General features: G+C 63.1%; 23 protein-coding genes and 1 riboswitch. Of the genes, 6 read left to right on the top strand and 17 right to left on the bottom strand.

Annotated features, from left to right (window positions below; all coding sequences use genetic code 11):
• Positions 1 to 65: 65 nt before the first annotated feature.
• Positions 66 to 839 (bottom strand): ABC transporter substrate-binding protein, encoded by a 774-nt coding sequence (locus LB519_RS02920; protein ID WP_050596217.1) that lies wholly within the window; start codon positions 837 to 839, stop codon positions 66 to 68.
• 100 nt (positions 840 to 939) lie between these two features.
• Complete coding sequence (locus LB519_RS02915) at positions 940 to 2034, bottom strand: 2'-deoxycytidine 5'-triphosphate deaminase (protein ID WP_013533637.1); 1095 nt, start codon at positions 2032 to 2034, stop codon at positions 940 to 942.
• A 74-nt stretch (positions 2035 to 2108) separates the two neighbouring features.
• A riboswitch (SAM riboswitch) is annotated at positions 2109 to 2186 on the top strand.
• A 57-nt stretch (positions 2187 to 2243) separates the two neighbouring features.
• Between LB519_RS02915 and LB519_RS02910 the strand changes: the two genes are divergently transcribed.
• Positions 2244 to 3431 carry an O-succinylhomoserine sulfhydrylase gene (locus tag LB519_RS02910; protein WP_127384517.1) on the top strand — a complete coding sequence of 396 codons (1188 nt, stop codon included), beginning with the start codon at positions 2244 to 2246 and terminating at the stop codon, positions 3429 to 3431.
• Positions 3432 to 3438: 7 nt separating this feature from the next.
• On the opposite strand, the gene LB519_RS02905 is transcribed toward LB519_RS02910, so the two are convergent.
• Positions 3439 to 4590, bottom strand: coding sequence for a ceramide glucosyltransferase (locus LB519_RS02905; RefSeq protein WP_224618599.1), 1152 nt, complete (start codon positions 4588 to 4590; stop codon positions 3439 to 3441).
• 233 nt (positions 4591 to 4823) lie between these two features.
• Between LB519_RS02905 and apaG the strand changes: the two genes are divergently transcribed.
• A complete protein-coding gene (gene apaG, locus LB519_RS02900; RefSeq protein WP_013533640.1) occupies positions 4824 to 5216 on the top strand; it encodes a Co2+/Mg2+ efflux protein ApaG in 393 nt (130 codons plus the stop codon).
• Between the two features lie 47 nt (positions 5217 to 5263).
• On the opposite strand, the gene LB519_RS02895 is transcribed toward apaG, so the two are convergent.
• From LB519_RS02895 to LB519_RS02885, 3 genes are all read right to left on the bottom strand, one after another.
• Positions 5264 to 6271 carry an Hsp33 family molecular chaperone gene (locus LB519_RS02895; RefSeq protein WP_032808387.1) on the bottom strand — a complete coding sequence of 336 codons (1008 nt, stop codon included), beginning with the start codon at positions 6269 to 6271 and terminating at the stop codon, positions 5264 to 5266.
• 134 nt (positions 6272 to 6405) lie between these two features.
• Positions 6406 to 7317 carry an ornithine carbamoyltransferase gene (argF, locus tag LB519_RS02890; RefSeq protein WP_013533642.1) on the bottom strand — a complete coding sequence of 304 codons (912 nt, stop codon included), beginning with the start codon at positions 7315 to 7317 and terminating at the stop codon, positions 6406 to 6408.
• 17 nt (positions 7318 to 7334) lie between these two features.
• On the bottom strand, positions 7335 to 8534 hold the full coding sequence (locus LB519_RS02885; protein WP_063170013.1) for an aspartate aminotransferase family protein: 1200 nt from the start codon (positions 8532 to 8534) through the stop codon (positions 7335 to 7337).
• 358 nt (positions 8535 to 8892) lie between these two features.
• On the opposite strand from LB519_RS02885, the gene LB519_RS02880 reads away from it, so the two are divergent.
• Positions 8893 to 9411: a GcrA family cell cycle regulator gene (locus tag LB519_RS02880; RefSeq protein ID WP_063170012.1), complete on the top strand. Its 519-nt coding sequence runs from the start codon at positions 8893 to 8895 to the stop codon at positions 9409 to 9411.
• A 114-nt stretch (positions 9412 to 9525) separates the two neighbouring features.
• On the opposite strand, the gene LB519_RS02875 is transcribed toward LB519_RS02880, so the two are convergent.
• The 3 genes from LB519_RS02875 to LB519_RS02865 form a co-directional block, all read right to left on the bottom strand.
• Complete coding sequence (locus LB519_RS02875) at positions 9526 to 10536, bottom strand: magnesium and cobalt transport protein CorA (protein ID WP_224618597.1); 1011 nt, start codon at positions 10534 to 10536, stop codon at positions 9526 to 9528.
• A 90-nt stretch (positions 10537 to 10626) separates the two neighbouring features.
• Positions 10627 to 11352 (bottom strand): phosphate signaling complex protein PhoU, encoded by a 726-nt coding sequence (gene phoU, locus LB519_RS02870; RefSeq protein ID WP_013533646.1) that lies wholly within the window; start codon positions 11350 to 11352, stop codon positions 10627 to 10629.
• A 113-nt stretch (positions 11353 to 11465) separates the two neighbouring features.
• A complete protein-coding gene (locus tag LB519_RS02865; RefSeq protein ID WP_224618595.1) occupies positions 11466 to 12731 on the bottom strand; it encodes a sensor histidine kinase in 1266 nt (421 codons plus the stop codon).
• A gap of 121 nt (positions 12732 to 12852) precedes the next feature.
• On the opposite strand from LB519_RS02865, the gene ppk2 reads away from it, so the two are divergent.
• Complete coding sequence (gene ppk2, locus LB519_RS02860) at positions 12853 to 13761, top strand: polyphosphate kinase 2 (protein ID WP_224618593.1); 909 nt, start codon at positions 12853 to 12855, stop codon at positions 13759 to 13761.
• A gap of 48 nt (positions 13762 to 13809) precedes the next feature.
• On the opposite strand, the gene LB519_RS02855 is transcribed toward ppk2, so the two are convergent.
• The 3 genes from LB519_RS02855 to LB519_RS02845 form a co-directional block, all read right to left on the bottom strand.
• Positions 13810 to 14559, bottom strand: a complete 750-nt coding sequence (locus tag LB519_RS02855) for an enoyl-CoA hydratase-related protein (RefSeq protein ID WP_013533649.1) — start codon at positions 14557 to 14559, stop codon at positions 13810 to 13812.
• A gap of 14 nt (positions 14560 to 14573) precedes the next feature.
• Positions 14574 to 15212: an acyl-homoserine-lactone synthase gene (locus LB519_RS02850; protein WP_013533650.1), complete on the bottom strand. Its 639-nt coding sequence runs from the start codon at positions 15210 to 15212 to the stop codon at positions 14574 to 14576.
• A 96-nt stretch (positions 15213 to 15308) separates the two neighbouring features.
• A complete protein-coding gene (locus LB519_RS02845; RefSeq protein ID WP_013533651.1) occupies positions 15309 to 16040 on the bottom strand; it encodes a helix-turn-helix transcriptional regulator in 732 nt (243 codons plus the stop codon).
• Positions 16041 to 16289: 249 nt separating this feature from the next.
• On the opposite strand from LB519_RS02845, the gene LB519_RS02840 reads away from it, so the two are divergent.
• Positions 16290 to 17138 (top strand): transporter substrate-binding domain-containing protein, encoded by an 849-nt coding sequence (locus LB519_RS02840; RefSeq protein WP_064995699.1) that lies wholly within the window; start codon positions 16290 to 16292, stop codon positions 17136 to 17138.
• Positions 17139 to 17150: 12 nt separating this feature from the next.
• Here the strand turns inward: LB519_RS02840 and LB519_RS02835 are convergent, their stop codons facing one another.
• The gene (locus LB519_RS02835) at positions 17151 to 17600 is read right to left on the bottom strand and encodes a tellurite resistance TerB family protein (protein WP_224618591.1); all 450 of its coding nucleotides are present in this window, start codon (positions 17598 to 17600) and stop codon (positions 17151 to 17153) included.
• Positions 17601 to 17723: 123 nt separating this feature from the next.
• Between LB519_RS02835 and LB519_RS02830 the strand changes: the two genes are divergently transcribed.
• Positions 17724 to 19370, top strand: a complete 1647-nt coding sequence (locus LB519_RS02830; protein WP_063170009.1) for a lysine--tRNA ligase — start codon at positions 17724 to 17726, stop codon at positions 19368 to 19370.
• On the opposite strand, the gene LB519_RS02825 is transcribed toward LB519_RS02830, so the two are convergent.
• The 4 genes from LB519_RS02825 to LB519_RS02810 form a co-directional block, all read right to left on the bottom strand.
• On the bottom strand, positions 19336 to 20187 hold the full coding sequence (locus LB519_RS02825; protein WP_411909229.1) for a thermonuclease family protein: 852 nt from the start codon (positions 20185 to 20187) through the stop codon (positions 19336 to 19338). The genes LB519_RS02830 and LB519_RS02825 overlap by 35 nt on opposite strands.
• Positions 20188 to 20196: 9 nt before the next feature.
• Positions 20197 to 20847, bottom strand: coding sequence for a helix-turn-helix transcriptional regulator (locus LB519_RS02820; RefSeq protein WP_013533656.1), 651 nt, complete (start codon positions 20845 to 20847; stop codon positions 20197 to 20199).
• Positions 20848 to 20929: 82 nt separating this feature from the next.
• The gene (locus LB519_RS02815; RefSeq protein WP_224618590.1) at positions 20930 to 23149 is read right to left on the bottom strand and encodes a 3-hydroxyacyl-CoA dehydrogenase NAD-binding domain-containing protein; all 2220 of its coding nucleotides are present in this window, start codon (positions 23147 to 23149) and stop codon (positions 20930 to 20932) included.
• A gap of 14 nt (positions 23150 to 23163) precedes the next feature.
• A complete protein-coding gene (locus LB519_RS02810) occupies positions 23164 to 24372 on the bottom strand; it encodes an acetyl-CoA C-acetyltransferase (protein WP_027161729.1) in 1209 nt (402 codons plus the stop codon).
• Positions 24373 to 24405 lie beyond the last annotated feature (33 nt).

The following is a 24405-nucleotide window of genomic DNA, read 5'->3' as shown; positions in this document are numbered from 1 at the left end:
CCCTCATCCGTCGCCTCCGGCGACACCTTCTCCCACAAGGGGAGAAGGAAAAAGGCGCCTCTGCCTCAATAAATATCGAAGTCGAAATACTTGGCCTGGATCTTCTTGTAGGTGCCGTCGGCAACGATCGCGTCGATGGCTGCGTTGAGCTTGTCGCGCAGGGCCGTGTCGTCCAGGCGCACGGCGATGCCGGCCTGGGTCTCGGTGCCCTTGACGTCGCCGACCAGCTTGCAGCAGCCGTCGCTTGCTTTCTTCAGCCAGTCCATCAGCACGAACTTGTCCGAGATCACGGCGTCAAGACGACCGTTGGTCAGGTCGGTGATCGCCTCTTCCTGGGTGGGATAGAGTTTGGCCTCCGCGCCCGCCTTGCCATATTCATTCTGGGCATAGTCGGCCTGCGTGGTCGAAGCCTGGGCACCGACCGTCTTGCCGGCAAGGGCCGCCGGTTCGGTCGAGGTGAGATCGGTGTCCTTCGGCGCCACCAGAGCCAGCGGTGTCGTATAATATTTGTTGGTGAAGGCGACCTGCTTCTTGCGCTCCTCGGTGATGCTCATCGAGGCGATGATGGCGTCGAATTTCTTGGCCTGCAAAGCGGGAATGATGCCGTCCCAGTCCTGGGTAACGATCTCGCATTCGACCTTCATCTGCGCGCACAGGGCATTGGCGATGTCGATGTCGAAGCCTTCGACCTTGCCGTCGGCGGTGATGGTGTTGAACGGCGGATAGGCACCCTCGGTGCCGATCTTGATTTTCTCCGCCGCCTGCACCGACGGAGAGCCGGCCAGCATTGCCAGCATGGCAGCGCCCGCCGCCGATATGACCCATTTCGAAAATCGCATTTTCTTGGTTCCCCTTGAACGCCGCCAGCTTGACGGGCGGCAAGGCAGCCAAGCATGGCGAGCCGGTACAGGCAAGTATTTTGCCTTGGGGCAATGAGGGTCAGCGCGCGGCGCGGAAATGCTTGGACAGCTTCAGGCCCTGCGCCTGGTAGTTGGAGCCGAGATCGGTGCCGTAGAGCGCCTGCGGCCGCTTCAGCATATGCTCGTAGACCAGCCGGCCGACGATCTGGCCGTGGTCGAGGATGAACGGCACTTCATGGCTGCGCACTTCCAGCACCGCCCGGCTGCCGGTGCCGCCGGATGCGGAATGGCCGAAGCCCGGATCGAAGAAGCCGGCATAATGGACGCGGAATTCGCCGACCAGCGGATCGAAGGGCGTCATCTCGGCGGCGTAGAGCGGCGGCACATGCACCGCCTCCTGGCTGACGAGGATGTAGAATTCATCGGGGTCGAGCACCAATTCGCCGGCGCCGCTCTTGTGGATCGGTTCCCAGAAGTCGACGACTTCCTGGGCCGCGCGCTTGTCGACATCGACGAGGCCGGTGTGATGCTTGCCGCGATAGCCGACCAAGCCGCTTTGATCGCCGTTGAGGTCGATCGACAGCGCGATGCCGCCGCCGGAAATGTTCGGCGGCTCGGTGGCGACAAGCATCTGCGTGCGATGCAGGTCGTGCAACTCGGCTTCGGAGAGCAGCGCATTGCCGGTGCGGAAACGGATCTGCGACAGGCGCGACCCGGTGCGGACGACGATCGGGAAGGTGCGCGGGCTGACTTCCAGAAAGAGCGGGCCATGATAGCCGGCCGCGATCTTGTCGAACTCGTGGCCGCGATCGGTCATGACGCGGGTGAAGATGTCGAGCCGCCCGGTCGAACTCTTCGGATTGGCCGAGGCTGAAATGTCCGCCGGCAGCGCCAGGCTTTCAAGCAGGGGCACGATGTAGACGCAGCCGGTCTCCAGCACCGCGCCCTCGGCCAGATTGATCTCGTGCAGCTGCAGCCGGTCGAGCTTTTCCGAGACCTTGTGATTGGGGCCGGGCAGGAAGGAGGCGCGCACCCGCCAGGCCTTGTCGCCGAGCCTGAGATCGAGGCTGGCCGGCTGGATCTGGTCGGTGTCGAGCGCACGCGCCGACTTCAGCGCGCCGGACTGGAACAGCGCCGATATGTCCTGGTCGGGAAGAATGCCTGTCTGCCGCAAGGCTCCACTCCTGCTTGGTACAAACCTCTTAATGAAGCCGGCAATTGACGCAAGCGCGGTGCGGGTCTAAAGGGTCGTTATCCCGTGGTGATTTGGCCGGTCGGCTTGCAGCCACGTTAAACAAGTCGCTAAAGGACCGTCGGGCCGCAAGGCCGTATGGACCGGTTGCGACTTTCGCGGCCGGTTTTTTTGTGTCTGGAAGAAAAGCGATGAGCACCAAGAAGCGCAACTGGAAGCCTCAGACGGCACTCGTGCACAGCGGAACGCTGCGTTCCGGTTTCGGCGAAACGTCAGAAGCGATCTATCTCACCCAAGGCTATGTCTACGAAACGGCGCAAGCCGCCGAAGCCCGTTTCAAGGGCGAAGAGCCGGGTTTCATCTATTCGCGCTACGCCAATCCGACCGTCGACATGTTCGAGAAGCGCATGTGCGCGCTGGAAGGTGCGGAAGACGCGCGCGCCACCGCGTCGGGCATGGCCGCGGTGACGGCCGCCCTTCTGTGCAGCGCCAAGGCCGGCGACCATATCGTGGCGGCGCGTGCGCTGTTCGGCTCCTGCCGCTGGGTGGTCGAGACGCTGGCGCCGAGATACGGCATCGAGGCGACGCTGGTCGACGGCACCGACATCGCCAACTGGGAAAAGGCGGTCAAGCCGAACACCAAGCTGTTCTTCCTGGAAAGCCCGACCAATCCGACGCTGGAAGTGGTCGATATCGCCGCTGTCGCTTCGCTTGCCAATTCGATCGGCGCCAGGCTGATCGTCGACAATGTCTTCGCCACGCCCCTGCAGCAGAAGCCCTTGCAGCTCGGCGCCCATATCGTCGTCTATTCGGCGACCAAGCACATAGACGGCCAGGGGCGCTGCCTCGGCGGCGTCATCCTGTCGGACAAGAAGTGGATCGACGAGAACCTGCACGATTATTTCCGCCATACCGGCCCAAGCCTTTCGCCTTTCAACGCCTGGACGCTGCTGAAGGGCCTGGAAACGCTGCCGCTGCGCGTACGCCAGCAGACGGAAAGTGCCGGCCGGATCGCGGATTTTCTGGCCGAACGGCCGGAAATCGCGCGCGTCATCTATCCCGGCCGCGCCGACCATCCGCAGGCCGACATCGTCAAGAAGCAGATGTCGGGCGGCTCGACGCTGATCTGCCTGGACGTCAAGGGCGGCAAGCAGGCGGCCTTCGCCTTGCAGAACGCGCTCGACATCGTCCTGATCTCCAACAATCTCGGTGACGCCAAGAGCCTGATCACCCACCCGGCGACGACGACGCACAAGAATCTCAGCGACGAGGCGCGCGCCGAGCTCGGCATCGGGCCGGGCACGCTCAGGCTGTCGGTTGGCCTGGAGGATGCCGACGATCTGCTCGAGGACATCGCGCAGGCGCTGAAGGCCAGGTAGGAGGCCTTCAGGCGCCGGACGGCGTCTCTTCCAGCTCGGCCGTCTTGGTGCCGATGGTCATCGCATTGCCGCGCCAGTCGACGGCGCCGCCGAGCCAACCGCGCCCCCACATCGCCGGCAGGATCAGGTCGCGCGCCATGATCGCGGCGACCATGCGTGGCGACAGGTACCAGCCCTTGGACCAGGCCAGGGCGCACTCCGGAAGATAGAAGGCCGCCAGCACGGCAAGGGCGGTTGCCCAGAGGCTGAAACCGGCGCTTGCCGCCGCAAGAAACGCAAGCACCAGCGGCACCACGGCGCCGGTCAGGATTTCGGGTGCGAAGAACAGCGGGAAAGTGACGCGGCGCAGGCGCGCCCAACGGGCCTGACGCGACCAGATCTCGTCAAACGAGCGCCGGCCAAGCGGCTGCTCGAAGGGGGCGGCGACGAGATTGACGCGCAGGCCGAGACTGTTCACCAGCTTGGTCGCAGCGGCATCCTCGGCGATCTCGGCGGCCAGCGCGCGGATGCCGCCATTGGCGTCGAGCATCGGCTTGTTCCAGAGCATGCTCTTGCCCTGGGCAAAGCCGAGGCCGAGCGCCTCGCCGGCATACTGCCAGCGCGCCTGCAGCGTGTTGAGGAAAGCGCATTCGACCTCGGCCCAAAAGCCGGCCGGCCGCGAGCCGATCGGCGTCGAGCAGACAAGGCCGGTGCCGGGCCGCCAGGCAGCCATCAGGTGCTGGATGTAGTCCCTCGGCATCAGCACGTTGGAATCGGCCAGGACGACCCAGTCGTGCCGCGCCGCTTCCCAGCCCTTGACGCAATTGTTGAGTTTCGGATTGGCGCTGATGCGGTCGTCGCCGACAAGCAGCCGGGCCGGCACTTTCGGAAACCGGACGATCGTCCTGTTTATCAATTTGACCACCGGATCGTCGGCATGGGCGACGCAGAAAATCAGCTCATAGCGCGGCCAGTCGAGCGAGAAGGCGCGCTCCAGCGTCTCCTGCGTGAACGGCTCGACGCCGCGCGACGGCACGACGATCGACACCGGCCGCGGCTTGCCGGCCGGCGGCGCAATGGTGCGACGCCGTCTCAGACGCGACGCGGCGAGCACGATGCTGGCGAGATTCGAGAGGATGAGGACGGTTGAAAGCGTGGCGGCTATGAGAGTGAGTTGCATCGAGATCCGGTCACTCCAGGAAAACCGGTCCGCAAGATGGCCGGTTTCAACAGTTCAGCAGAGCGCCCGAGTCGCGCGTCACCAGTCCGCGCACACCATCATTGTCATATGTCACTTAAATGACATTCTTTGTCGGCACCTGCCCGCGAGGTCGGCCAGAGGAGGCTTCGATCGGTTGACCTAACCGCACGGAGCGCCGAAAGTTCCGCTGGAACCGTTTTTTGGAGCCGCTTATGTATAGCGCCGTCACGCGCAACATCGAAGTGCAGGTCAGGCCGTTCTATCTGGAGGACCGTTCGGATCCCTCTGAGAACCGCTATGTCTGGGGCTATCAGATAACGATCGACAATCAGTCGGACGATTTCGTGCAGCTTCTGTCGCGCTATTGGCACATCACCGACGGCACCGGCCGGGTCGAGGAAGTGCGCGGCCCCGGCGTGGTCGGCGACCAGCCCGAACTCAATCCCGGCGACAGTTACCAGTACACGTCCGGTTGCCCGCTCTCGACACCGTCCGGCATCATGGTCGGGCATTACACGATGCGCAACAAGCGGGGCGAGACGTTCGACATCGCCATTCCGGCGTTTTCGCTGGACTTGCCGGGGACGCGGCGGACGGTGAATTGATTTCGCCTCACCGGCCGCGGAGCGACCGGTGAGGCGTGGTTTCTACTCTACTGGGCCGCGAATTCCGCCGGGTCGAAATCATATTGCTTCGAACAGAATTCGCAGGCGACGTGGATGCCGCCGTCTTCGGTGCTGTCCTTGATCTCCTGGGCGGAAAAACCCTCGAGGATGCCGCGGATCTTGTCCCTGGAGCACGAGCACTGGTCGGCGACCGGAACGCCGCCGAAGACGCGCACGCCATGCTCGTGGAACAGCCTGTAGAGCAGCCGCTCGGCGCCGATCGTCGGGTCGATGAGTTCGGTCGGCTCGATGGTGCCGAGCAGAGCCAGCAACTCCTGCCAGGAATTGTCGACCGGATCGTGGATCTCCTCACGCGGATCGCCATCGCCGCCCGGCAGGTCCGGGACGCGCATGCGCTCGGGCGACTGCGGCAGGAACTGCGCCAGGATACCGCCGGCGCGCCATTGCTCGCGGGCGCCGCCGGGACCGGGCGTCAAAAGCTTGGCCACCGACAGCCTGATATCCGTCGGGATCTGCTCCGACTGACGGAAATAGGTGCGTGCCGCGTCTTCCAGGGTCTCGCCATCGAGCTGGACGATACCCTGATAGCGCTGCGTATGGGCGCCCTGGTCGATGGTCAGCGCCAGCACGCCACTGCCGAGCAGCGTCTGCTGGGAGGTTTCGCCCGCCGCGACCAGCGCTTCCAGCCGGTCGGCATCGAAACGCGCATAGGCGCGCAGCGCCGAGGGCGTGGAAAAATCCGCAACCAGCATGTCGACGGGTCCGTCGGTGCGGGTCTGCAGGATGAACTTGCCCTCGAACTTCAGCGAAGTGCCGAGCAGCACGGTCAGCACACAGGCCTCCGCCAGCAGGCGGGCGACCGGCTCGGGATAATCGTGGCGGCTGAGGATGGCGTCCAGCATCGGCCCGAGTTGGACCGTGCGGCCGCGCACGTCGAGAGGGCCGACCTCGAATGGCACGACGTGATCGTCGCCGGCATAGCCGAATTCGCCGAGTTTGGGGTGATGTTCAGTCACTTGATAGGTTTCCAACATGACAAAGCTCCAGGGCGCGGCGATGCCGCCCTCCGGGGCGCATGCGTCGAAACGCGCTTGATTTGCGTGATGCGGCGCAAATAGGCATCACACGCCCGCAGATCAAGCTCCCAGGGATCAAGCGCCCAGACACTTCAAGCGCCTAGACACCAGGCAAGCACGGCCTTCTGGGCATGGAGCCGGTTCTCGGCTTCGTCGAAGACCACCGAATGCGGTCCGTCGATAACCTCGTCTGTCACTTCCTCGCCGCGATGCGCCGGCAGGCAATGCATGAACAGCGCGTCCGGCTTGGCTCTCGCCATCAGCTTGGCATTGACCTGGTAGGGCGAGAACACATTGTGGCCGCGGGCGCGATGCTCCTGGCCCATCGACACCCAGCAATCGGTGACGATGCAGTCGGCCTGGTCGACGGCTTCCTCGGGCGAGCGGGTGAAGTGCAGCTTGCCGCCATGCGCCTGCGACCAATCGATATGCTTCTGCGCCGGCTCGCTGCCTTCGGGAACGGCGACGTTGAGGTTGAAGCGGAACCGGGCCGAGGCCTCGAGCAGGGAATGCAGCACATTGTTGCCGTCGCCGGTCCAGGCGATGGTCTTGCCGGCTACCGGACCGCGATGTTCCTCGAAGGTCATGATATCGGCCATCAGCTGGCAGGGATGGGTATCGTCGGTCAGTCCGTTGATCACCGGCACGGTGGCGTTCTCGGTCAATTCCAGCAGCCGCTCATGCGAGGTGGTGCGGATCATGATCGCATCGACATAGCGCGACAGCACCTTGGCGGTGTCGGCGATGGTCTCGGAACGGCCGAGCTGCATCTCGGTGCCGGTCAGCATGATGGTCTCGCCGCCGAGCTGCCGCATGCCGACGTCGAAGGAGACGCGCGTGCGCGTCGACGGCTTGTCGAAGATCATCGCCAGCACCTTGCCTTCGAGCGGTTTGGTGCGCTCGCCGGCCTTGAGCCGCGCCTTTCGCACCACCGCGTCGTCCAGCATCAAGCGCAGGTCGCCTTCGGAAACGGTGGAAAGATCGGTGAAATGGCGAACTGACATCAGCAATGATTCCGGGATTACTTCGCCGCGGCGGAAGCGATCGCCTCCGCCAGGCCCTTGGCGCCGGCGCGGATGCGGTTGAGCGCGTCATGGATCTCGGCGTCGGTGACGGTGAGCGGCGGCAACAGGCGAATGACGTTGTCGCCGGCCGGAACCGTCAACAGGTGCTGGTCGCGCAAGGCCATGTTCACCTTGGTGTTGGGCATGGCGCATTTGAGGCCGAGCATCAGCCCGGCACCCCTGATGTCCTCGATGATTTCGGGAAACTCGTCGGCGACCGACGCCAGACCCTGCTTCATCAGCAGCGCCTTGCGCTGGACATCTTCGAGGAAGCCGTCTTCCAGCACGACATCGAGCACGGCGTTGCCGACCGCCATGGCAAGCGGGTTGCCGCCGAACGTGGTGCCATGCACGCCGGCGGTCATGCCGACCGCCGCTTCATCCGTGGCAAGGCAGGCGCCCATCGGGAAGCCGCCGCCGATACCCTTGGCAATCGCCATGATGTCGGGCGTTACACCCGACCATTCATGTGCGAACAGCTTGCCGGTGCGGCCGATGCCGCACTGGACCTCGTCGTAGATCAACAGCAGGCCGTGCTGCTCGCACAATTGCCTGAGCCGCTTCAGCGACTGCGTCGGCACCGGGCGGATACCGCCCTCGCCCTGCACCGGCTCGATCAGGATCGCGGCCGTCTCCGGCGTGATCGCCTTTTCGGCGGCGTCAATGTCGTCGAAGCCAACCTGGTCGAAACCTTCGACCTTGGGGCCGAAGCCCTCGAGATACTTGTACTGGCCGCCAGCCGCGATGGTCGCCAGCGTGCGGCCATGGAAGGCGCCTTCGAAGGTGATGATGCGGAAGCGCTCGGGATGGCCTTTGACGAAATGGTAGCGCCGCGCCGTCTTGATCGCGCATTCCAGCGCCTCGGCGCCGGAATTGGTGAAGAACACCTTGTCGGCGAAGGTGGCGTCGGCCAGCCGTTCGCCAAGCCGGCTCTGCCCGGGGATCTCGTAGAGGTTGGAGACATGCCACAGCTTGGCTGCCTGCTCGGTGAGTGCGGCGACCAGGTGCGGATGGCTGTGGCCCAGCGAATTGACGGCGATGCCGCCGGCGAAATCGAGATATCGCTCGCCCTTGTCGGTAATCAGCCATGTGCCTTCCCCGTGGTCAAAGGCCAGGGGTGCGCGAGCAAAGGTCTCGTAAAGCGCCGAACCGCTCATTATATGCGTCTCCGGTACCGGAAAATCAAAAAAGCCGCCAAAGCGGCGGCCTGTGCGGCTTATCCTGTTTTTCGGCCATGAAGTCAACGAAAACGTCGCGTAGTGGCGCGCGGCAAGCCCCCCGACGGGACGCCGGCTCATAAGCGACCGGGCAAGTTGGGGAAAACCGAAAAAACCGATTCGTGTTGCACTTGGGACTCTTGTCACCGAGTCAGCGCATAGAGTAGTTGTAGTCGAGAAATAACTAGATTTCGTGCGGCGGACCTAATCACCAGATATATGTGGTGTCTGCCCTGGCAAATGTTGCCGGGTCGGGAGAAGGATTCCGATTGCCGCACGCTTAGAGGAGCGCGGTCTCATGAACTGGACTGACGAGCGGGTAGAACTCTTGAGAAAACTGTGGTCGGAGGGTCTGAGCGCAAGCCAGATTGCTGCGCAGCTTGGAGGGGTCAGCCGCAATGCGGTCATCGGGAAGGTGCATCGGCTGAAACTGTCGGGCCGCGGTCGCTCGACCGCCACGCCGACACGCCAGAAGAAGGCAGCGCAAGGATCGACTGTCCAGAAATCGGTATCACGCGCCGCAACCACGGCACGCCATGTCACGACATCGGTCGGCGCCACTGCTTTGCAGACGCAGTTCGACGCCGAACCCGTGGCACGCCATTACATCCGCCCGGTCGAAAATGTCGTGCTGCCGATCTCGCGGCATCTGCAGCTGGTCGAGCTGACCGAGCGGACCTGCAAATGGCCGAACGGCGATCCGCTTTCAGAGGACTTCCATTTCTGCGGCAACGATGCCGCCGAAACCGGTCCCTACTGCAAGTACCACGCCCGCGTGGCATTCCAGCCGGCATCGGAGCGGCGGCGGAGCAGGTAGATAAGGGAATAGGGGAGTAAGGCAGTAGGGCAGTATGTGCGCGGAAAGTCGCGCTCACGAAATGCTGCCCTACTGCCCTACTGCCTTACTCCCCTACTGCCCTACTGCCCTACTTCACAACCAGCCATTCTTCCTGAACCGCCAATACAGAAACGCGCAGATCAGCGCGATCGTGGCCAGAACCACCGGATAGCCGTATTCCATCTTCAGTTCCGGCATGTCGCTGAAGTTCATGCCGTAAATGCCGGCGAGCGCCGTCGGCACCGCCAGGATTGCGGCCCAGGAGGCGAGCTTCTTGGTGTTGGCCGTTTCCTGACTCTGGCCGACCAGCAAGCTCGCCTCGAAAGCAAATGCCAGCACCTCGCGCAGGCTGTCGATCTTCTCCTGAACGGTGCGGATGTGATCGGTGACGTCGCGGAACAGCGGATGCATGGCGGTGTGGATCTGCGGCAGCTCGGCGCTGGTCAGCCTTCGGCAGACTTCGACCAGCGGAAGCGCGGCATTGCGCAGGCGCAGGAGATCGCGGCGCAGCATATAGAGCCGCTCTATGTCGGGAGCGGTCATCGGCTTCAGCAGAACCTTGTCCTCGATCGCCTCGACCTCGTCCTCGATCTGCTCGAGCACCGGCATGTAATTGTCGACGATGAAATCGAGGATGGCATAGAGGACGAAATCCTCGCCCTTGGCCAGCGAGTGCAGGCAGCTTTCCCAGTGCTGACGAACGGCGGCATAGGACGTCGAGGGACCGTGCCTGACGCTGACTATGTAGCCTGAGCCGACGAACAAATGGGTCTCGCCGAAGGTGACCCGGCCCTCGATCAGCTGCGCGGTGCGGGCGACGATGAACAAGGCGTCGCCATATTGCTCGATCTTCGGTCGCTGGTGCGGGTGCTCGGCATCCTCGATCGCCAGCTCATGCAGGTGAAACTGCGCCTGGACGCGCAGCAACAGGTTACGGTCGGGCTCCAACAGGCCGATCCAGACGACATGACCGGATTTTTTTGCCCATTCGCCGGCTTCCTCGATGGGAATGTCGGCGATGCGGCGCCCCGCCGTGTAAACGCCGCAAGCGATAATGCCGGATATCGGCGCAGGCGCCGGGGTCAGGTTCCGAACATTTTCCATCACGACCTCCCGGAGCAAATCCACGCACGAGGATAGAGGCAAGGCCCGGAAAGCTTATCGTAAATCGGGTGAGGGTTCGAGAGGCGGCGTTCACTTCACCGGCTGCGTCTCGGAAAGGCTGATTTTGTCGGTCTTGTCGCCCTTGGGCCGCTCAGCCGGCAACTGATCGCCGGTGACGATGTAGTAGATGGTCTCGGCTATGTTGGTGGCGTGATCACCGATACGCTCGATGTTCTTGGCGCAAAACAGCAGATGCGTGCAGGGCGTGATGTTGCGCGGATCTTCCATCATGTAGGTCAGCAATTCGCGAAACAGCGATGTGTACATGGCGTCGATCTGGTCGTCACGATCGCGCACGAAGCCGATCTTCTCCACCGAACGGGACGCGTAGACGTCGAGCACTTCCTTGAGCTGGGTCAATGCCAGGTTGGACAGAGCCTCGAGGCCGCGGAACAGGCTGGTCGGCTGGCGTCCGTCGGTGACGGCGACAACCCGCTTGGCAACGTTCTTGGCGAGATCGCCAACCCGTTCGAGGTCGGCGGAGATGCGGATGGTCCCGACGATCTCGCGCAAATCCGCCGCCATCGGCTGACGCTTTGCAATGATGATGATCGCCTTGTCGTCGATTTCGCGCTGGCCCTCGTCCAGTACGGTATCGTCGCGGATGACCTTCTGGGCAAGGCCCGGGTCGGCATTGACGAGAGCGGTGACCGCCTGTTCGACCATGCGCTCGGCATGGCCACCCATCGCGGCGATGCGCTTCGACAGATATTTCAACTCTTCGTCATAAGCGCTGACGATGTGCACGGACTGCATGGCAAAATGCCTTCCCACGGGGTGTTTTGATTTTGAGTCGTTTCCTCGAATCCCCGCTGATACGCTAGCCGGATGACAGAAAAAAGAAACAGTCCCCTTGAATTAGGGCGGTATCAGTGCGCCGGCAAATGAACCGAGAATGCCGCGCCGTTGCCGACTTCGGACTTGATCGAAAGCCGGGCGTTGTGGCGCGTCAGTATATGCTTGACGATCGACAGGCCGAGGCCGGTGCCTTTCTGGGTCCGGCTGGTCTCGACATCGACGCGGTAGAAGCGCTCGGTAATGCGCGGAATGTGCTCCTCGGGAATGCCAGGGCCAAAGTCCCTGATCGTCACGTCGATGCCCGGCTCTGATCCGGCATCGCTATGCGCTATGGATACAACCACGCGCCCACCCGACTGCCCGTATTTGCAGGCGTTTTCCAGGAGGTTCTCGAAAACCTGGAAAAGCTCATCGCGATCGCCAGGCACATGAAGCGGTCCATCGGCGTAGCGCCGCTCGATGGCAACGGCGTTTTCGCTGGCCAGCGGTCCGAGCGAATCGATGACGCTGTCGACGGTCTGGCGCAGGTCCACCTCGGTTCCCGGCTTCAGATAGGGTTTCATCTCGAGCCGCGACAGCGACAACAAATCGTCGATCAGACGCGCCATGCGGCCGGTCTGGCTCTGCATGATCTGCAGAAACTGGTCGCGCGCCGCCGCGTCGTTGCGGGCTGGCCCGCGCAGCGTTTCGATAAAGCCGGCGATGGAGGCAAGCGGGGTGCGCAGTTCGTGGCTGGCATTGGCGATGAAGTCGGCGCGCATGCGGTCGATCCTGCGTGCTTCGCTCTGGTCCTTGAACACCAGCACATAGAGATCGGTGGCATGACCGACCGAGGACACGCTCACCCGGTAAGCCCGTTCGACCGGCAGCTTCTCCATGTAGTCGACGACATCGGAGGCGACGTCGCCCGATAGCACGCCATCCAGCAGAGCCTGCATTTCCGGCGCCCGGAATTTCAGCGACAGCGACATGCCTGGCGCGATGCCGCCGAAAGCGGCGAAGGCGGCGGCGTTGGCATGGACGATGGTGGCAGCCCGGTCGAAGATGATCAGCGGATCGGCGACGGCGGCGGCCAGATATTCACCCGAGAGCCGCTGCAGGCCGATGGCCTCGATGGCAGCGCCGCTGCCGGTGGATTGGCGCGCGCCGGCGGCCGGCAGTATTGCCGCTGCAAATAGCAACAGCAGCGCCGCGAGGACGACATAGGCTGAAATCCCGGCCAAGGCATAAACGGCGACGACCGCGACAACGCCGGCCGCAAGCAGCCAGCGGCTGTTCCACAGCCGTGCGGCCATGGTTTGCGCGATGCCTCTCTGCTCTGTGTCCAGGTCAGCCATCTGCCCGCGGGCCCGCACCCCATGCCTTCGCACCCGGTCCACGGTGGCGGAAAAACTTCCACTAGACCGTTCCGGAGGCTCCCCATAGCATGAGTCCCGAAGCTGGAAAGGGTTCGTCTCGATGAAAAAAGCCAAGGAAAGTCCCGCCGCGCCAACTTCGGGGCCGCTGAAGATCAGGATCGGCGGCAAGGAGCGGGAGTTCGATATCGAAAACCCCGTGCTTCCCGACTGGGTCGAGGACAACAAGCTGACTGCCGGCGGCTATCCCTACGACAAGAAGATGAAAAGCGATGAGTATGACGAAACGCTCGAGAAGCTGCAGATCGAGTTGGTCAAGGCGCAGGCCTGGCTGCAGTCGACCGGCAAACGGGTGATGGCGCTGTTCGAGGGCCGCGACGCCGCCGGCAAGGGCGGCACGATCTTCGTGGTGCGCCAGTACCTCAATCCGCGCACCGCACGCAACGTGGCGCTGACCAAACCGACCCCGACCGAACTGGGGCAATGGTACTACCAGCGCTATGTCGACCATTTCCCGACTTCAGGCGAATTCGTCACCTTCGACCGCTCCTGGTACAATCGCGCCGGCGTCGAGCCGGTGATGGGTTTCTGCACGCCGCAGCAGCACGAGCAGTTTCTCGACGAGACGCCGCATTTCGAGCGGATGATCTCCAACGAGGGGATTCACTTCTTCAAATTCTGGCTGAACATCGGCCGGGAAACGCAGCTCGAGCGCTTCCACGACCGCCGCTACAGCCCGCTGAAGAGCTGGAAGTTTTCGCCCATCGACGTTGCGGGCATCACCAAGTGGGACGACTACACCAAGGTGCGCGACACAATGTTCGAGCGCACCCACAAGGAATTCGCGCCGTGGATCATCGTACGGGCCAATGACAAACGGCGCGCGCGGCTGGCGGTCATGCGGCGCATCCTGTTGTCTCTGCCCTATGAGGGGCGCGATCTCGAAATCATCGGCAAGGAAGACAAAAAGATCGTCGGCGAAGGGCCGTCATTCCTGGGAAAACAGGATTGACGCTTTTTTGCGTCGCGCGGCAGGAACCGCGCGACGCAATCATGATGCTTAAGCCGCCAGCCTGGCGATACGCTGCAATCGCCGCAGCGTCGTATCATCCTGCAGCGCCTGCTGGAAAAGCGAGATCTCCTGATCGATGCGGTCGCAGAGGGCCTCGGTGTTCCCCTTCAGCAGGCCGCGCGTCTGCAGCAGGGCGGCGACCGGCTTCTTGACGAGCTGTCTTGCCCGACCAAGGGCCGCCTCCTCGACGGTGCCTCCCGGCACGATCTCCGCGACCAGGCCGAGCGCCCTGGCATCCTCGGCGCGAAGCGTGTCGCCGAGGCAGAAGAAGCGGAAGGCACCGGCGTAGCCGAGCTTCTGCGGCGCCAGGATGCTGGTCGCCGCATCCGGCACCAGGCCGAAATCGACGAACGGTACCCTGAACGTGCTCTCATCGGACGCGATCACCATGTCGCAATGGAACAGGATGGTGCAGCCGACACCGACGGCATCGCCATCGACGCAGGCAAGGATGGGCTTTGGAAACGTCGCCAGCGTGCGGAACAGGTCGGTGACGGCGGCGATCAGTTTCTGGTGCTTGGTGGCGTCGAGGAATTCGGAGAAGTCGCCGCCCAGACAGAAACAGCCTGCCAGGCCGCGCAAGACGACGACGCGAACCTCCTCATTGTCGGCTGCTTCATGGAAGGTCCTTGCCAGGCTTTCATAGGCCCTCCTGTCCAGCACCGGCCGGCCGTCACTCGACGACACGGTGACCACCAGCGTGTGGTTGCGAAGTTCAGGTTGCGGATGTGTGCTCATGACTGTCTCCGATCTCATGACGCACGCCTTTGCCCGAGCATGTCGGGATATCCCCTGGCCAGCACGGGAGCAAAATGATTGCGGCGCGACCGCACCACATCGAGTGTGTGCTCGTTGAAGGTCAGTAAGGTGGCGACCACCTGCTGGTTGCCATAGGTGCGCTGATAGCCAAGCGGGGTCGCCAGGAAATGCAGTTGCAAGGCGCGCAGCACCCACATCGGCTCGAACTCGATGATCACCTTGTCGACGCCGCGCTTCAGCCCCCACTCGACGAAACCGGCAATCAGTTCGGTGCCGACGGTCGAAACGCCGCGACGGCCATCGCGAAAACCGGGAGCCACCGCGTAGCGGGTCAATTCCCAGATGTTTGGACCCGATGGCGGCGTTCCTTCGGAAAGATCGGTCAAGACCTCGGTCAGCAGATGTGGCCGCGTCGTCGGCAACATCCTCTGATAACCCGCCACTTCACCGCCCCTGATGACGATCTGATGGACCGCCTCGTCGTGATCGAACTGGTCGAGTTCGAGCCCGTCGGGGCGTCTGAGGTCATCCCACCCCATCTCCTCGACGAATATCTTGTAGCGCAAACGATGGACGGCCTCCCAAAGGTCGGGACGTTCCATCAATTCCTGGGTTGTAAGGGAAAAAAGCATTCCGCCGTCTCCTGCGTTCAGAGGAAGATACGGCCGTGCTTTGATGAGAAAATTGCGTGATCGCGTAGGCAAGGATTTCAGGTCGGCACGGCCGACCTAACTAATGTAGCCGCGCCGTATCGCTTCCGCGACGGCCTGCACCCTGTTGACGGCACCTAGTTTGCTTTTGGCGTTAAGAAGATGTTTCTCCGAGGTGTGTTCGGAAATGCCGAGGATTTGCGAAATCTCCCATTCGGACTTGCCGACGGCGGCCCATTGCAGGCATTCGCGCTCGCGCGGCGTCAGCACGATATGATCGATGGTCCTGTTCGCCATGGTGTGGAGTTGCATGGCGCGGCCAACCGCGTAGGTCGAGACCAGCGACACCTGGCCGAATTCGGCGGCGGACAATTCCACGGCCTCGCCGCCCAGCGACACCATGACGATCTGGCCGTCGAGCGTGATCAGCGGAAAGGCCAACCCATCGCGCAGTTTGAAGGCGCCGGCATCGCCCATCACCTCGCCGCTGCTCTTGTCTATGCGGATGCCTTGGGACGCTTCGTGCCACTGGAAGGGCGCCTGCAACTGTTTCATATGACTGACGACCGGGTCATGATCGACATAGTTGCGCGCGACATAGCGCTCCAGCCACTCGCCAGGCCAATCGCAGAGAAGCACATGCTGCTTTTGCTGGCCGGCCGGCGTGCCTGGCTGCGGGACGGTTCCCGCCATCAGTGCGGTGAGACCGAAATCCGATGTTATGCCCAGCAGCCTTTCGCAGACCGCCGCCGCCGTTGCGGCGTGCTGCAGTTGGTCTATGTATTCCAGCGTGCGATCGAACTGACCCATCGCAACATCAACCCCATGTTGCCTTGTGCATTGCGGCCAATGATGCGTGCCTGATTTACACTTCGCCACCGACCACGGATTGCAAATCGCATACTTATTTTGTGGCTCCCTCTCACCGAGGCGACCGAAGCTGATTTGCAAACCGGCTAAATCATATCCTGAAATCGGCGTGTTGAAATCAAAAACCATTGTGCCTGTACCATTTTCGTACCAAAACCGGTGCGAGCACGACTGTGGCGGAGTTTTATCTTGGCGTTCCGGTGGAGGTCCTTCGCCTTTGCGATGCTGATCGGGTTGCTGTCGTTCGCCGACGGTGCGCGCGCCGCGGCGCCTCAGGTTCCGGTGCTGTGGGATGCCAAGGAGCGGCTGCCCAAACCAGACCTTTCGACGCTGCCCCGGCTGAGATTCCTCACCACCACGGACTTCCCGCCTTTCAACTTCCTCGACGGTGCGGGAAAGCTGTCCGGCTTCCACATCGATCTGGCACGCGCCATCTGCGCCGAGCTTGGCATTGTCGAAAAATGCCAGATCCAGGCCCTGCCCTGGGCCGAGCTGGAAGGCGCACTGCAGAAAGGCGAAGGCGAGGCGATCATCGCCGGCATCGCCGCAACACCGGAATCGCGCGCGACCTACGCCTTCTCACGCTCCTATCTGCAGTTTCCGGCGCGCTTCATCATGCCGAAGGGCAAGGCGCTGACCGAGCCCGTCTTTGACAAATTGCACGGCAAGCGTGTCGGCGTGATATCAGGCTCGGCGCATGAGCGCATGCTGCGCGACTATTTCAACACGGTCCAGGTCGTCCCTTTCGACAGGCCGGAAGAACTGTATGCCGATCTCAAGGCCGGCAAGGTCGACGCCGCCTTCGGCGACGGCATGCGCCTGGCTTTCTGGCTGGGCGGCTCGGACGCGGCGGGCTGCTGCCGCTTTGCCGGCGGGCCCTATCTGGCGCCCGAATATCTGGGCACGGGCATGGCCATCGCCACCAAGGCTGACAATCCGGCGCTGGCCGCAGCGATCGACTACGCGCTGCAGGAAATTTCGATGAAAGGCACGTTCGCCGAATTTTATCTGCGCTATTTCCCCGTCAGTTTTTTCTAAAGCCAAGGACTTTCAGGTCAGGGTACGCAGCCGCGCCTTGGCCGCGCGGCCGATGGCAGCAACCGTCAGCGTGTCGAGATCGAGCTGACGCCGGATCAGCTGCAGCACCCGCACCTCTTCCATGCGCATTTCGAGGTCGACGGCGGCAACCTCGAAGGCGGCGGCATAGGCGGTGTCGCGCAGCCGCTCGGGCAAGACCACGGCGACTTCAGCCAGCACGCCCTCCAGCCCATCCTTTTCGTGCAGGCGCTTCTGGCAGTCCTGGGCAACGCCGACCAGCCTGTCGTGGTTGAAGTCCTCGAACACCGGCCAGGAGCGGACGACCTCGCCGATCCGCGCCAGTTCAACATCGGTCATGTCGCGGTCGGAGGCCGAGGTGATGACCATCAGATAGATCAGGGCTTCATGAGGTGTCGGCAATTTTTTCTCCTTGAACCGGGCCTCGAAGTTAGGAACGCCCATTCTGCACCGCAAGGAAAAAGCGCCGCACGCGTTGACGCTCCGGCGCTGCACGCCTAGAGACCGGTTGAAAAACCCTTGCTGCGGCCCGCCTTCGGGCCGGCAGATGATTTGGAAAACTGTGACATGGCGGGATCAAACATCATCGATCTCAACCCCGAGCTGCTGGCGGCCGCGACCGAAAGCAAGGCGTGGCCGTTCGAGGAAGCCAAAAAGATCATCGAGCGCTACAAAGGCGCCGACTTTCCGCAAACAGTCCTGTTCGAGACCGGCTACGGGCCGTCCGGCCTGCCGCATATCGGCACGTTCGGCGAGGTGGCGCGCACCTCGATGGTGCGCCATGCCTTCCGTGTCCTGACGCAGGACAAGGTCGCGACCAAGCTGCTGTGCTTTTCCGACGATATGGACGGCATGCGCAAGATACCCGACAGCGTGCCGGACCGCGCCGCACTCGAGCCGCATCTGCACAAGCCGCTGTCGTCGGTCCCTAACCCCTTCGGCGGCGACTATGCGAGCTTCGCCGACCACAACAATGCGATGCTCTGCCGCTTCCTCGACACGTTCGGCTTCGACTACGAGTTCGCCAGCGCGACCCAATACTACAAGGCCGGCCGTTTCGACGCGATGCTCAAGCGCGCCGCCGAGCGCTATGAGCAGATCATGGCGGTGATGCTGCCGACGCTCGGGCCCGAGCGGCAGGCGACCTACAGCCCGTTCCTGCCGATCTCGCCGAAGAGCGGCCGCGTGCTTTACGTGCCGATGAAGCATGTCGACGCCAAAGCCGGCACCATCACCTTCGACGACGAGGGCACCGAGACCACGCTTTCGATCACCGGCGGCCGCGTGAAGCTGCAGTGGAAGCCGGATTTCGGCATGCGCTGGGCAGCGCTTGGCGTCGATTTCGAAATGTTCGGCAAGGACCACCAGACCAATGCGGTGGTCTACGACCGTATCTGCAACATTCTGGGCGGACGGGCGCCGGAGCATTTCGTCTACGAACTGTTCCTCGACGAGAATGGCCAGAAGATCTCGAAGTCGAAGGGCAACGGGCTGACCATCGACGAGTGGCTGACCTATGCGCCGACCGAAAGCCTCGGGCTCTACATGTACCAACGGCCGCGGCAGGCCAAGAAGCTGTATTTCGACGTCATCCCGCGGGCCGTGGATGAATACTACACGTTCCTCGCCGCCTATCCCCGCCAGGACTGGAAGGAGCGGCTGGGCAACCCGGTCTGGCATATGCATGACGGCAACCCGCCAGCGATCGACATGCCGGTGCCGTTCTCTCTGCTGCTCAATCTGGTCAGCGCTTCCAACGCGCAGAACAAGGATGTGCTGTGGGGGTTCATTTCACGTCATACGCAAGGCGTGACGCCGGCGACGCATCCAGAGCTCGACCGGCTGGTCGGCCATGCGATCCGCTATTTCGACGATTTCGTGAAGCCGACGAAAACCTTCCGGCCCGCCGACGAGGTCGAGCGCGAAGCGCTGGCAGCCCTCGACGAAGCACTTGGCGCGCTGCCCGCCGACGCCAGCGGCGAAGCGATCCAGAACGCCTCGCTCAACGTCGCACGCAGGATCGAGCGCTATCAGGATCATTCCAAGCAGAGCCCGGAAGGCGGCCCCGGCGTATCGGGCGCCTTCTTCCAGATGATCTACCAGGTGCTGATCGGCCAGGAGCGCGGCCCGCGCTTCGGCTCGTTCGCAGCACTCTATGGCGTTGCCGAGACGCGTGCGCTCATTGAGCGGGCGCTGGCTGGTCAGCTGGCTTGAGCACGCCGTCGACCTCTTCCAGGATCGAACCCGGCGCCTGAGGTGCCGGGCTTGGCGCGGCCGGCATCGCCGGCATGCCCGACAGATCGGGCGCCGATCCGAAAATGCCCTTCTTGCCCATGCGCGCCTTGTCGCCGGCCTCGACATAGGGGCCGCCCTTGGCGGCGCGCGCCCAGCCATTTTCGACCAGCCACTGACCGACATCCTGCTTGCCGATCCGGCACTCGGCTGCGATCAGGTCGCGGCCGCCCTGCGGCGGCACCGTGCAGACCACCGCGCGGCCGCGCAGGAAGGCGCGAAACGCTGTCCTCGCCCGGACGCCGCACGGCCAGGACTTGCCGTCCTCGCTGCAAATCTCGTCCTGCCTGACGATGTCGATGCCGGAAACCGCGACCGAGTAGCCCTTCGCCTCGATCAAGCCGGCGGCCGGCGCAACCGGCTGGAACAGCTTTGTGCCGTTCCAGTCGTCAGGCATTTTCGGCTTGGGCGGCACGGCCAGCGCGAGTTTGCTCAGCGGCTCGCGCGGCTCGATCCGTTCAAGCCCGTCGGCGGGCAGTTCCGGCGGCGCGACGATTTCGGGATCGATCGCCCTCGAATGCGTCGCCGGCTTCGGCGGCTGCGGAGCTGCGATGGCCGATGTGGCCGGCTCCTCGGGCAGCGTCCCGGCAGCCTGCTGCGCCATCGCATCGGCGCCCGGATCAAGCTGGTCCACGGTGATGACGCTTTCACTACCTTTCAGAGTGCGACCGCCAGTGACGACGATGGCTGCCATCACAGGGACCATCAGAACCGCCAGCGCGTGATGGAGAAGCCGCACCAGCTTAACCTATTGGCTTGCCCAGACAATCCGCGCCACCCATTCGACATCGCGCATGGGAATATCGCGGTCGGGATGATCGGGATTGAGCGAGACCAGCGCAATCGACCTGACGGTCTGGCGCTCGAGCACCTTGGCCATCACTTCGCCTGATGTGGTCTTGACGACGACGCGATCGCCCTTGCGGGTAACGGCGCCCGGTTCGACGATGAGGACGTCGCCATTGCGGTAGAGCGGCAGCATGGAATCGCCCTGCACCTGCAAAGCATAGGAACTCTCGGTCGATTGCGTCGGCAGTTCGATCAGATCCCAGCCCTGCCCGGCTGGAAAGCCGGCATCGTCGAAGAAGCCGCCGGCGCCGGCCTGGGCAAAGCCGAGCAGCGGCACGGAGCTTCGGCGGGCGACCGAAGCCGCATGGCTGGCCCCGGCCCGACCTTCAATCAAACCGGTGAATTCGTCGAGGGAAGCGCCCGTTGCCTCCATGATCTTTGCCAGTGATTCGGTCGAGGGCCAGCGCGGCCGGCCATCCGACGACAGGCGCTTCGACTTGTTGAAGGCGGTGGAATCGAGCCCCGCACGCTTGGCCAGCCCCGAGGCCGAAAGCGAATAGCGCTCGGCAAGAGCATCAATGGCAGCCCAGACACGGTCATGCGAGAGCATGTGTCGCTCTCCTTTGAACAGGAAAAAATACCTTCCCTGTTCTAACCCCGGACCGCCATCTTGTCCACAGTGCAAGGCTTACTCACGCCGCTTTCCTGGTCTCGCCTTTCGCATAGGGATCGAAGCGCTGATAGAAGCTCTCACCCTTCTCGGCCATGTCGAGCAGCAGCTTGGGCGCCTTGAACTCGGCGCCGTATTTCTTCTGCAGGTTTCTGGCGATCTTGACGAACGCCTTGGCGCCGATGCCGTCGATGTAGGACAGCGCACCGCCGGTATAGGGAGCGAAGCCGAAAGCGAGGATCGAGCCGACATCGGCCTCGCGCGGGTCGGTGACGATGCCTTCTTCCATCACCCGTGCCGCTTCCAGCGCGATGGTGACCAGAAGCCGCTGCTGCAGCTCCTCATAATCGACCTTCTCGGGCGCAAGCTGCGGATAGAGCGCCTTGAGGCCCGGCCACAGCTTCTTCTTGGCGGGCTTTGCCGGGTAATCATAAAAACCCTTGCCATTCTTGCGGCCGAAGCGGCCGTGATCGTCGACCATGGTGTTGATCAGCGCCATCTGCTTGGGATCGACCGCCTTGTCGCCCAAATCCCTGATGGTCTGCTTCATGATCTTCTGGGCAAGGTCGATGGCCGTTTCGTCGGTCAGTGCCAGGGGGCCGACCGGCATGCCGGCTGCCTTCGCCGCGTTCTCGATCATCGGCGCGGGCACACCTTCGATCAGCATCTTGTAGGCTTCCGACATGTAGCGCAGCACGCAGCGGTTGACGTAGAAGCTGCGCGTGTCGTTGACGACGATCGGCGTCTTCTTGATGGCGCGAACGAAGTCGATCGCGGTGGCCAGCGCCTTGTCGCCGGTCTTCTTGCCCAAAATGATCTCGACCAGCATCATCTTGTCGACCGGCGAGAAGAAATGGATGCCGATGAAATTCTTCGGCCGCGCCGAATTCTTGGCCAGCGACGAGATCGGGATGGTGGAGGTGTTCGACGCGAAGATCGCCGATGGCTTCAACACGGCTTCCGCCTGTTCGGTGGCGCTCTTCTTGACGCCCGAATCCTCGAACACCGCCTCGACCACCAGATCGCAGCCGGCAAGGTCGGCGTAGTCCGCCGTCGGCGTGATCAGCGACAGCAGTTTGTCCTTGTCCTCCGGCTTGGCGCGGCCCTTCTTGACCTGATCCGAGACCAGGCTGTCGGAATGCGCCTTGCCCTTGGCGGCCGACTCCAGATCACGGTCGAGCAGCACCACCGGGATGCCGGCCTTGGCGGTGACATAGGCGATGCCGGCGCCCATGAAGCCAGCGCCGAGAATGCCGATCTTCTTGAACTTGGTTTCGGGCACGCCGGCCGGGCGGCGGGCGCCCTTGTTCAGTTCCTGTAGCGACACAAACAACGAGCGGATCATCGCCGCCGCTTCCCTGGTCTGCATGATCTCGGTGAAATAGCGCTGCTCGATGCGCAAGGCGGTGTCGAACGGCACCAGCAGGCCTTCATAGACGCATTTGAGGATCGCGGCGGCGGCCGGATAGTTGCCATAGGTCTCGCGGCGCAAGATGGCGATGGCCGGCGGCCACAGATTGAAACCGGCCGGCGAATAGATCTGGCCGCCGGGCAGCTTGAAACCTTTCTCGTCCCATGGCGCCACCGGCTTCAGCCCATTCCTGATCATCGCCTTGGCGGTCTCGACCAACCTGGCCGGCTCGGCGATCTCATGGATCAGGCCCATCGACTTGGCCTTCTGCGGCGACAGCGTCTGGCCGGAGGTCAGCATCTGCAACGCCTGCTGCTGATCGGTCAGCCGCGGCACGCGCTGGGTGCCGCCGGCGCCCGGGAAGATGCCGATCTTCACCTCGGGAAGCGCCATCTTCACCTTGTCGCTATCGGCGGCGACACGGCCGTGGCAGGCGAGCGACAATTCGAAGGCGCCGCCCATGCAGGTGCCGTTGATCGCCGACACCCACGGCTTTCCGCAAGTTTCCAGCTTGCGGAACAGGCCGGTCATCATGCCGGCATTGTCGAACAGCGCCTTGGTCGCCTTTTCGGCGTCCTTGCCCTTTTCCGCGGCGAAGGTCGTCAGCATCTTCTGCAGCAAAGAGATATCGGCACCGCCGGAGAAGGTATCCTTGCCGGAGGTGATCACGGCGCCCTTGATGGCGGCGTCACCAGCCACCTTGTCGACAATGGCGTTCAATTCCCGCATCGCCTCTTCGGTGAAGACGTTCATCGAACGGCCGGGCATGTCCCAGGTGACCAGCGCAATGCCGTCGGCGTCGGTGTCGAGGGTGAAATTGGTGTAGCTCATCGTTTCTCTCCCCGTCAGACGCGTTCGATGATGGTTGCGGTGCCCATGCCGGCGCCGATGCACAGCGTCACCAGAGCGGTGTTGAGATCGCGCCGCTCGAGTTCGTCCAGCACCGTGCCGAAGATCATCGCGCCGGTGGCGCCGAGCGGATGACCCATGGCGATGGCACCGCCATTGACGTTGATCTTGTCATGCGGAATGTCGAAAGCCTGCATGTAGCGCAGCACCACCGAAGCGAAGGCTTCGTTGAGCTCGAACAGGTCGATGTCCGAGAGCTTCATCTTGGCGCGCTTCAACAGCTTCTCGGTGACGTCGACCGGACCGGTCAGCATCAGCACCGGCTCGGAGCCGATGTTGGCGAAGGTGCGGATACGCGCGCGGGGCTTCAGCCCCATCGCCTTGCCGGCCTTCTTCGAACCGAGCAGCACGGCCGCCGCACCATCGACGATGCCGGACGAATTGCCGGCATGATGGACGTGGTTGACCTCTTCCACTTCGGGATGCTTCTGCACCGCGACCGCATCGAAGCCGCCCATTTCGCCGGGCATGACGAAGGACGGGTTGAGCGAGGCCAGCGACTGCATGTCGGTCGACGGGCGCATATGCTCGTCATGGTCGAGGATGGTCAGGCCGTTCTGGTCCTTGATCGGGATGACGGATTTCTTGAAGCGGCCATCCGCCCAGGATTTGGCGGCGCGCTTCTGGCTCTCGACCGCATAGGCGTCGACGTCGTCTCTGCTGAAGCCGTATTTGGTGGCGATCAGGTCGGCCGAGATGCCTTGCGGCACGAACCAGCCGGGCAGGCCGACCGAAGGATCCATGAACCAGGCACCGCCCGAGGCGCCCATGCCGACGCGCGACATCGATTCGACACCGCCGGCAATGACGATCTCGTCCGCTCCCTGCGCGATCTTGGCGGCACCGAAATTGATGGCGTCGAGCCCGGAAGCGCAGAAGCGTGAGATCTGCATGCCGGGCGCCTTGGTGTCGTAGCCGGCCTCGAAGGCGGCGGCGCGCGGAATGACCGAACCCGCCTCGCCGACCGGATCGACGCAGCCGAAGATGATGTCGTCGACGTTTGCAGTGTCCAGCCCATTGCGGTCGCGCAGCGCCTCGAGCGTCTTGGCGGCAAGCCGCACCGCCGGCACCTCGTGCAGCGATCCGTCTTTCTTGCCCTTGCCGCGCGGTGTGCGCACGGCGTCATAGACATAAGCTTCAGCCATTTGCTTGCTCCTTGGGTTTGCCTGATGTCGCCT

Source organism: Mesorhizobium sp. AD1-1, assembly GCF_020164655.1.
GTDB lineage: Bacteria > Pseudomonadota > Alphaproteobacteria > Rhizobiales > Rhizobiaceae > Mesorhizobium > Mesorhizobium ciceri.
The sequence above is the reverse complement of the archived record's forward strand: the minus strand, read 5'-3'. Positions and strand labels throughout refer to the sequence as shown.

Excerpts from the sequence above, each read along its gene's own strand:
- LB519_RS02920 (WP_050596217.1), bottom strand. The coding sequence starts at position 839 with ATGCGATTTTCGAAATGGGTCATATCGGCGGCGGGCGCTGCCATGCTG.
- LB519_RS02910 (WP_127384517.1), top strand. The coding sequence starts at position 2,244 with ATGAGCACCAAGAAGCGCAACTGGAAGCCTCAGACGGCACTCGTGCAC.
- LB519_RS02905 (WP_224618599.1), bottom strand. The coding sequence starts at position 4,590 with ATGCAACTCACTCTCATAGCCGCCACGCTTTCAACCGTCCTCATCCTC.
- apaG (WP_013533640.1), top strand. The coding sequence starts at position 4,824 with ATGTATAGCGCCGTCACGCGCAACATCGAAGTGCAGGTCAGGCCGTTC.
- LB519_RS02895 (WP_032808387.1), bottom strand. The coding sequence starts at position 6,271 with ATGTTGGAAACCTATCAAGTGACTGAACATCACCCCAAACTCGGCGAA.
- argF (WP_013533642.1), bottom strand. The coding sequence starts at position 7,317 with ATGTCAGTTCGCCATTTCACCGATCTTTCCACCGTTTCCGAAGGCGAC.
- LB519_RS02885 (WP_063170013.1), bottom strand. The coding sequence starts at position 8,534 with ATGAGCGGTTCGGCGCTTTACGAGACCTTTGCTCGCGCACCCCTGGCC.
- LB519_RS02880 (WP_063170012.1), top strand. The coding sequence starts at position 8,893 with ATGAACTGGACTGACGAGCGGGTAGAACTCTTGAGAAAACTGTGGTCG.
- LB519_RS02875 (WP_224618597.1), bottom strand. The coding sequence starts at position 10,536 with ATGGAAAATGTTCGGAACCTGACCCCGGCGCCTGCGCCGATATCCGGC.
- phoU (WP_013533646.1), bottom strand. The coding sequence starts at position 11,352 with ATGCAGTCCGTGCACATCGTCAGCGCTTATGACGAAGAGTTGAAATAT.
- LB519_RS02865 (WP_224618595.1), bottom strand. The coding sequence starts at position 12,731 with ATGGCTGACCTGGACACAGAGCAGAGAGGCATCGCGCAAACCATGGCC.
- ppk2 (WP_224618593.1), top strand. The coding sequence starts at position 12,853 with ATGAAAAAAGCCAAGGAAAGTCCCGCCGCGCCAACTTCGGGGCCGCTG.
- LB519_RS02855 (WP_013533649.1), bottom strand. The coding sequence starts at position 14,559 with ATGAGCACACATCCGCAACCTGAACTTCGCAACCACACGCTGGTGGTC.
- LB519_RS02850 (WP_013533650.1), bottom strand. The coding sequence starts at position 15,212 with ATGCTTTTTTCCCTTACAACCCAGGAATTGATGGAACGTCCCGACCTT.
- LB519_RS02845 (WP_013533651.1), bottom strand. The coding sequence starts at position 16,040 with ATGGGTCAGTTCGATCGCACGCTGGAATACATAGACCAACTGCAGCAC.
- LB519_RS02835 (WP_224618591.1), bottom strand. The coding sequence starts at position 17,600 with ATGGGCGTTCCTAACTTCGAGGCCCGGTTCAAGGAGAAAAAATTGCCG.
- LB519_RS02830 (WP_063170009.1), top strand. The coding sequence starts at position 17,724 with ATGGCGGGATCAAACATCATCGATCTCAACCCCGAGCTGCTGGCGGCC.
- LB519_RS02820 (WP_013533656.1), bottom strand. The coding sequence starts at position 20,847 with ATGCTCTCGCATGACCGTGTCTGGGCTGCCATTGATGCTCTTGCCGAG.
- LB519_RS02815 (WP_224618590.1), bottom strand. The coding sequence starts at position 23,149 with ATGAGCTACACCAATTTCACCCTCGACACCGACGCCGACGGCATTGCG.
- LB519_RS02810 (WP_027161729.1), bottom strand. The coding sequence starts at position 24,372 with ATGGCTGAAGCTTATGTCTATGACGCCGTGCGCACACCGCGCGGCAAG.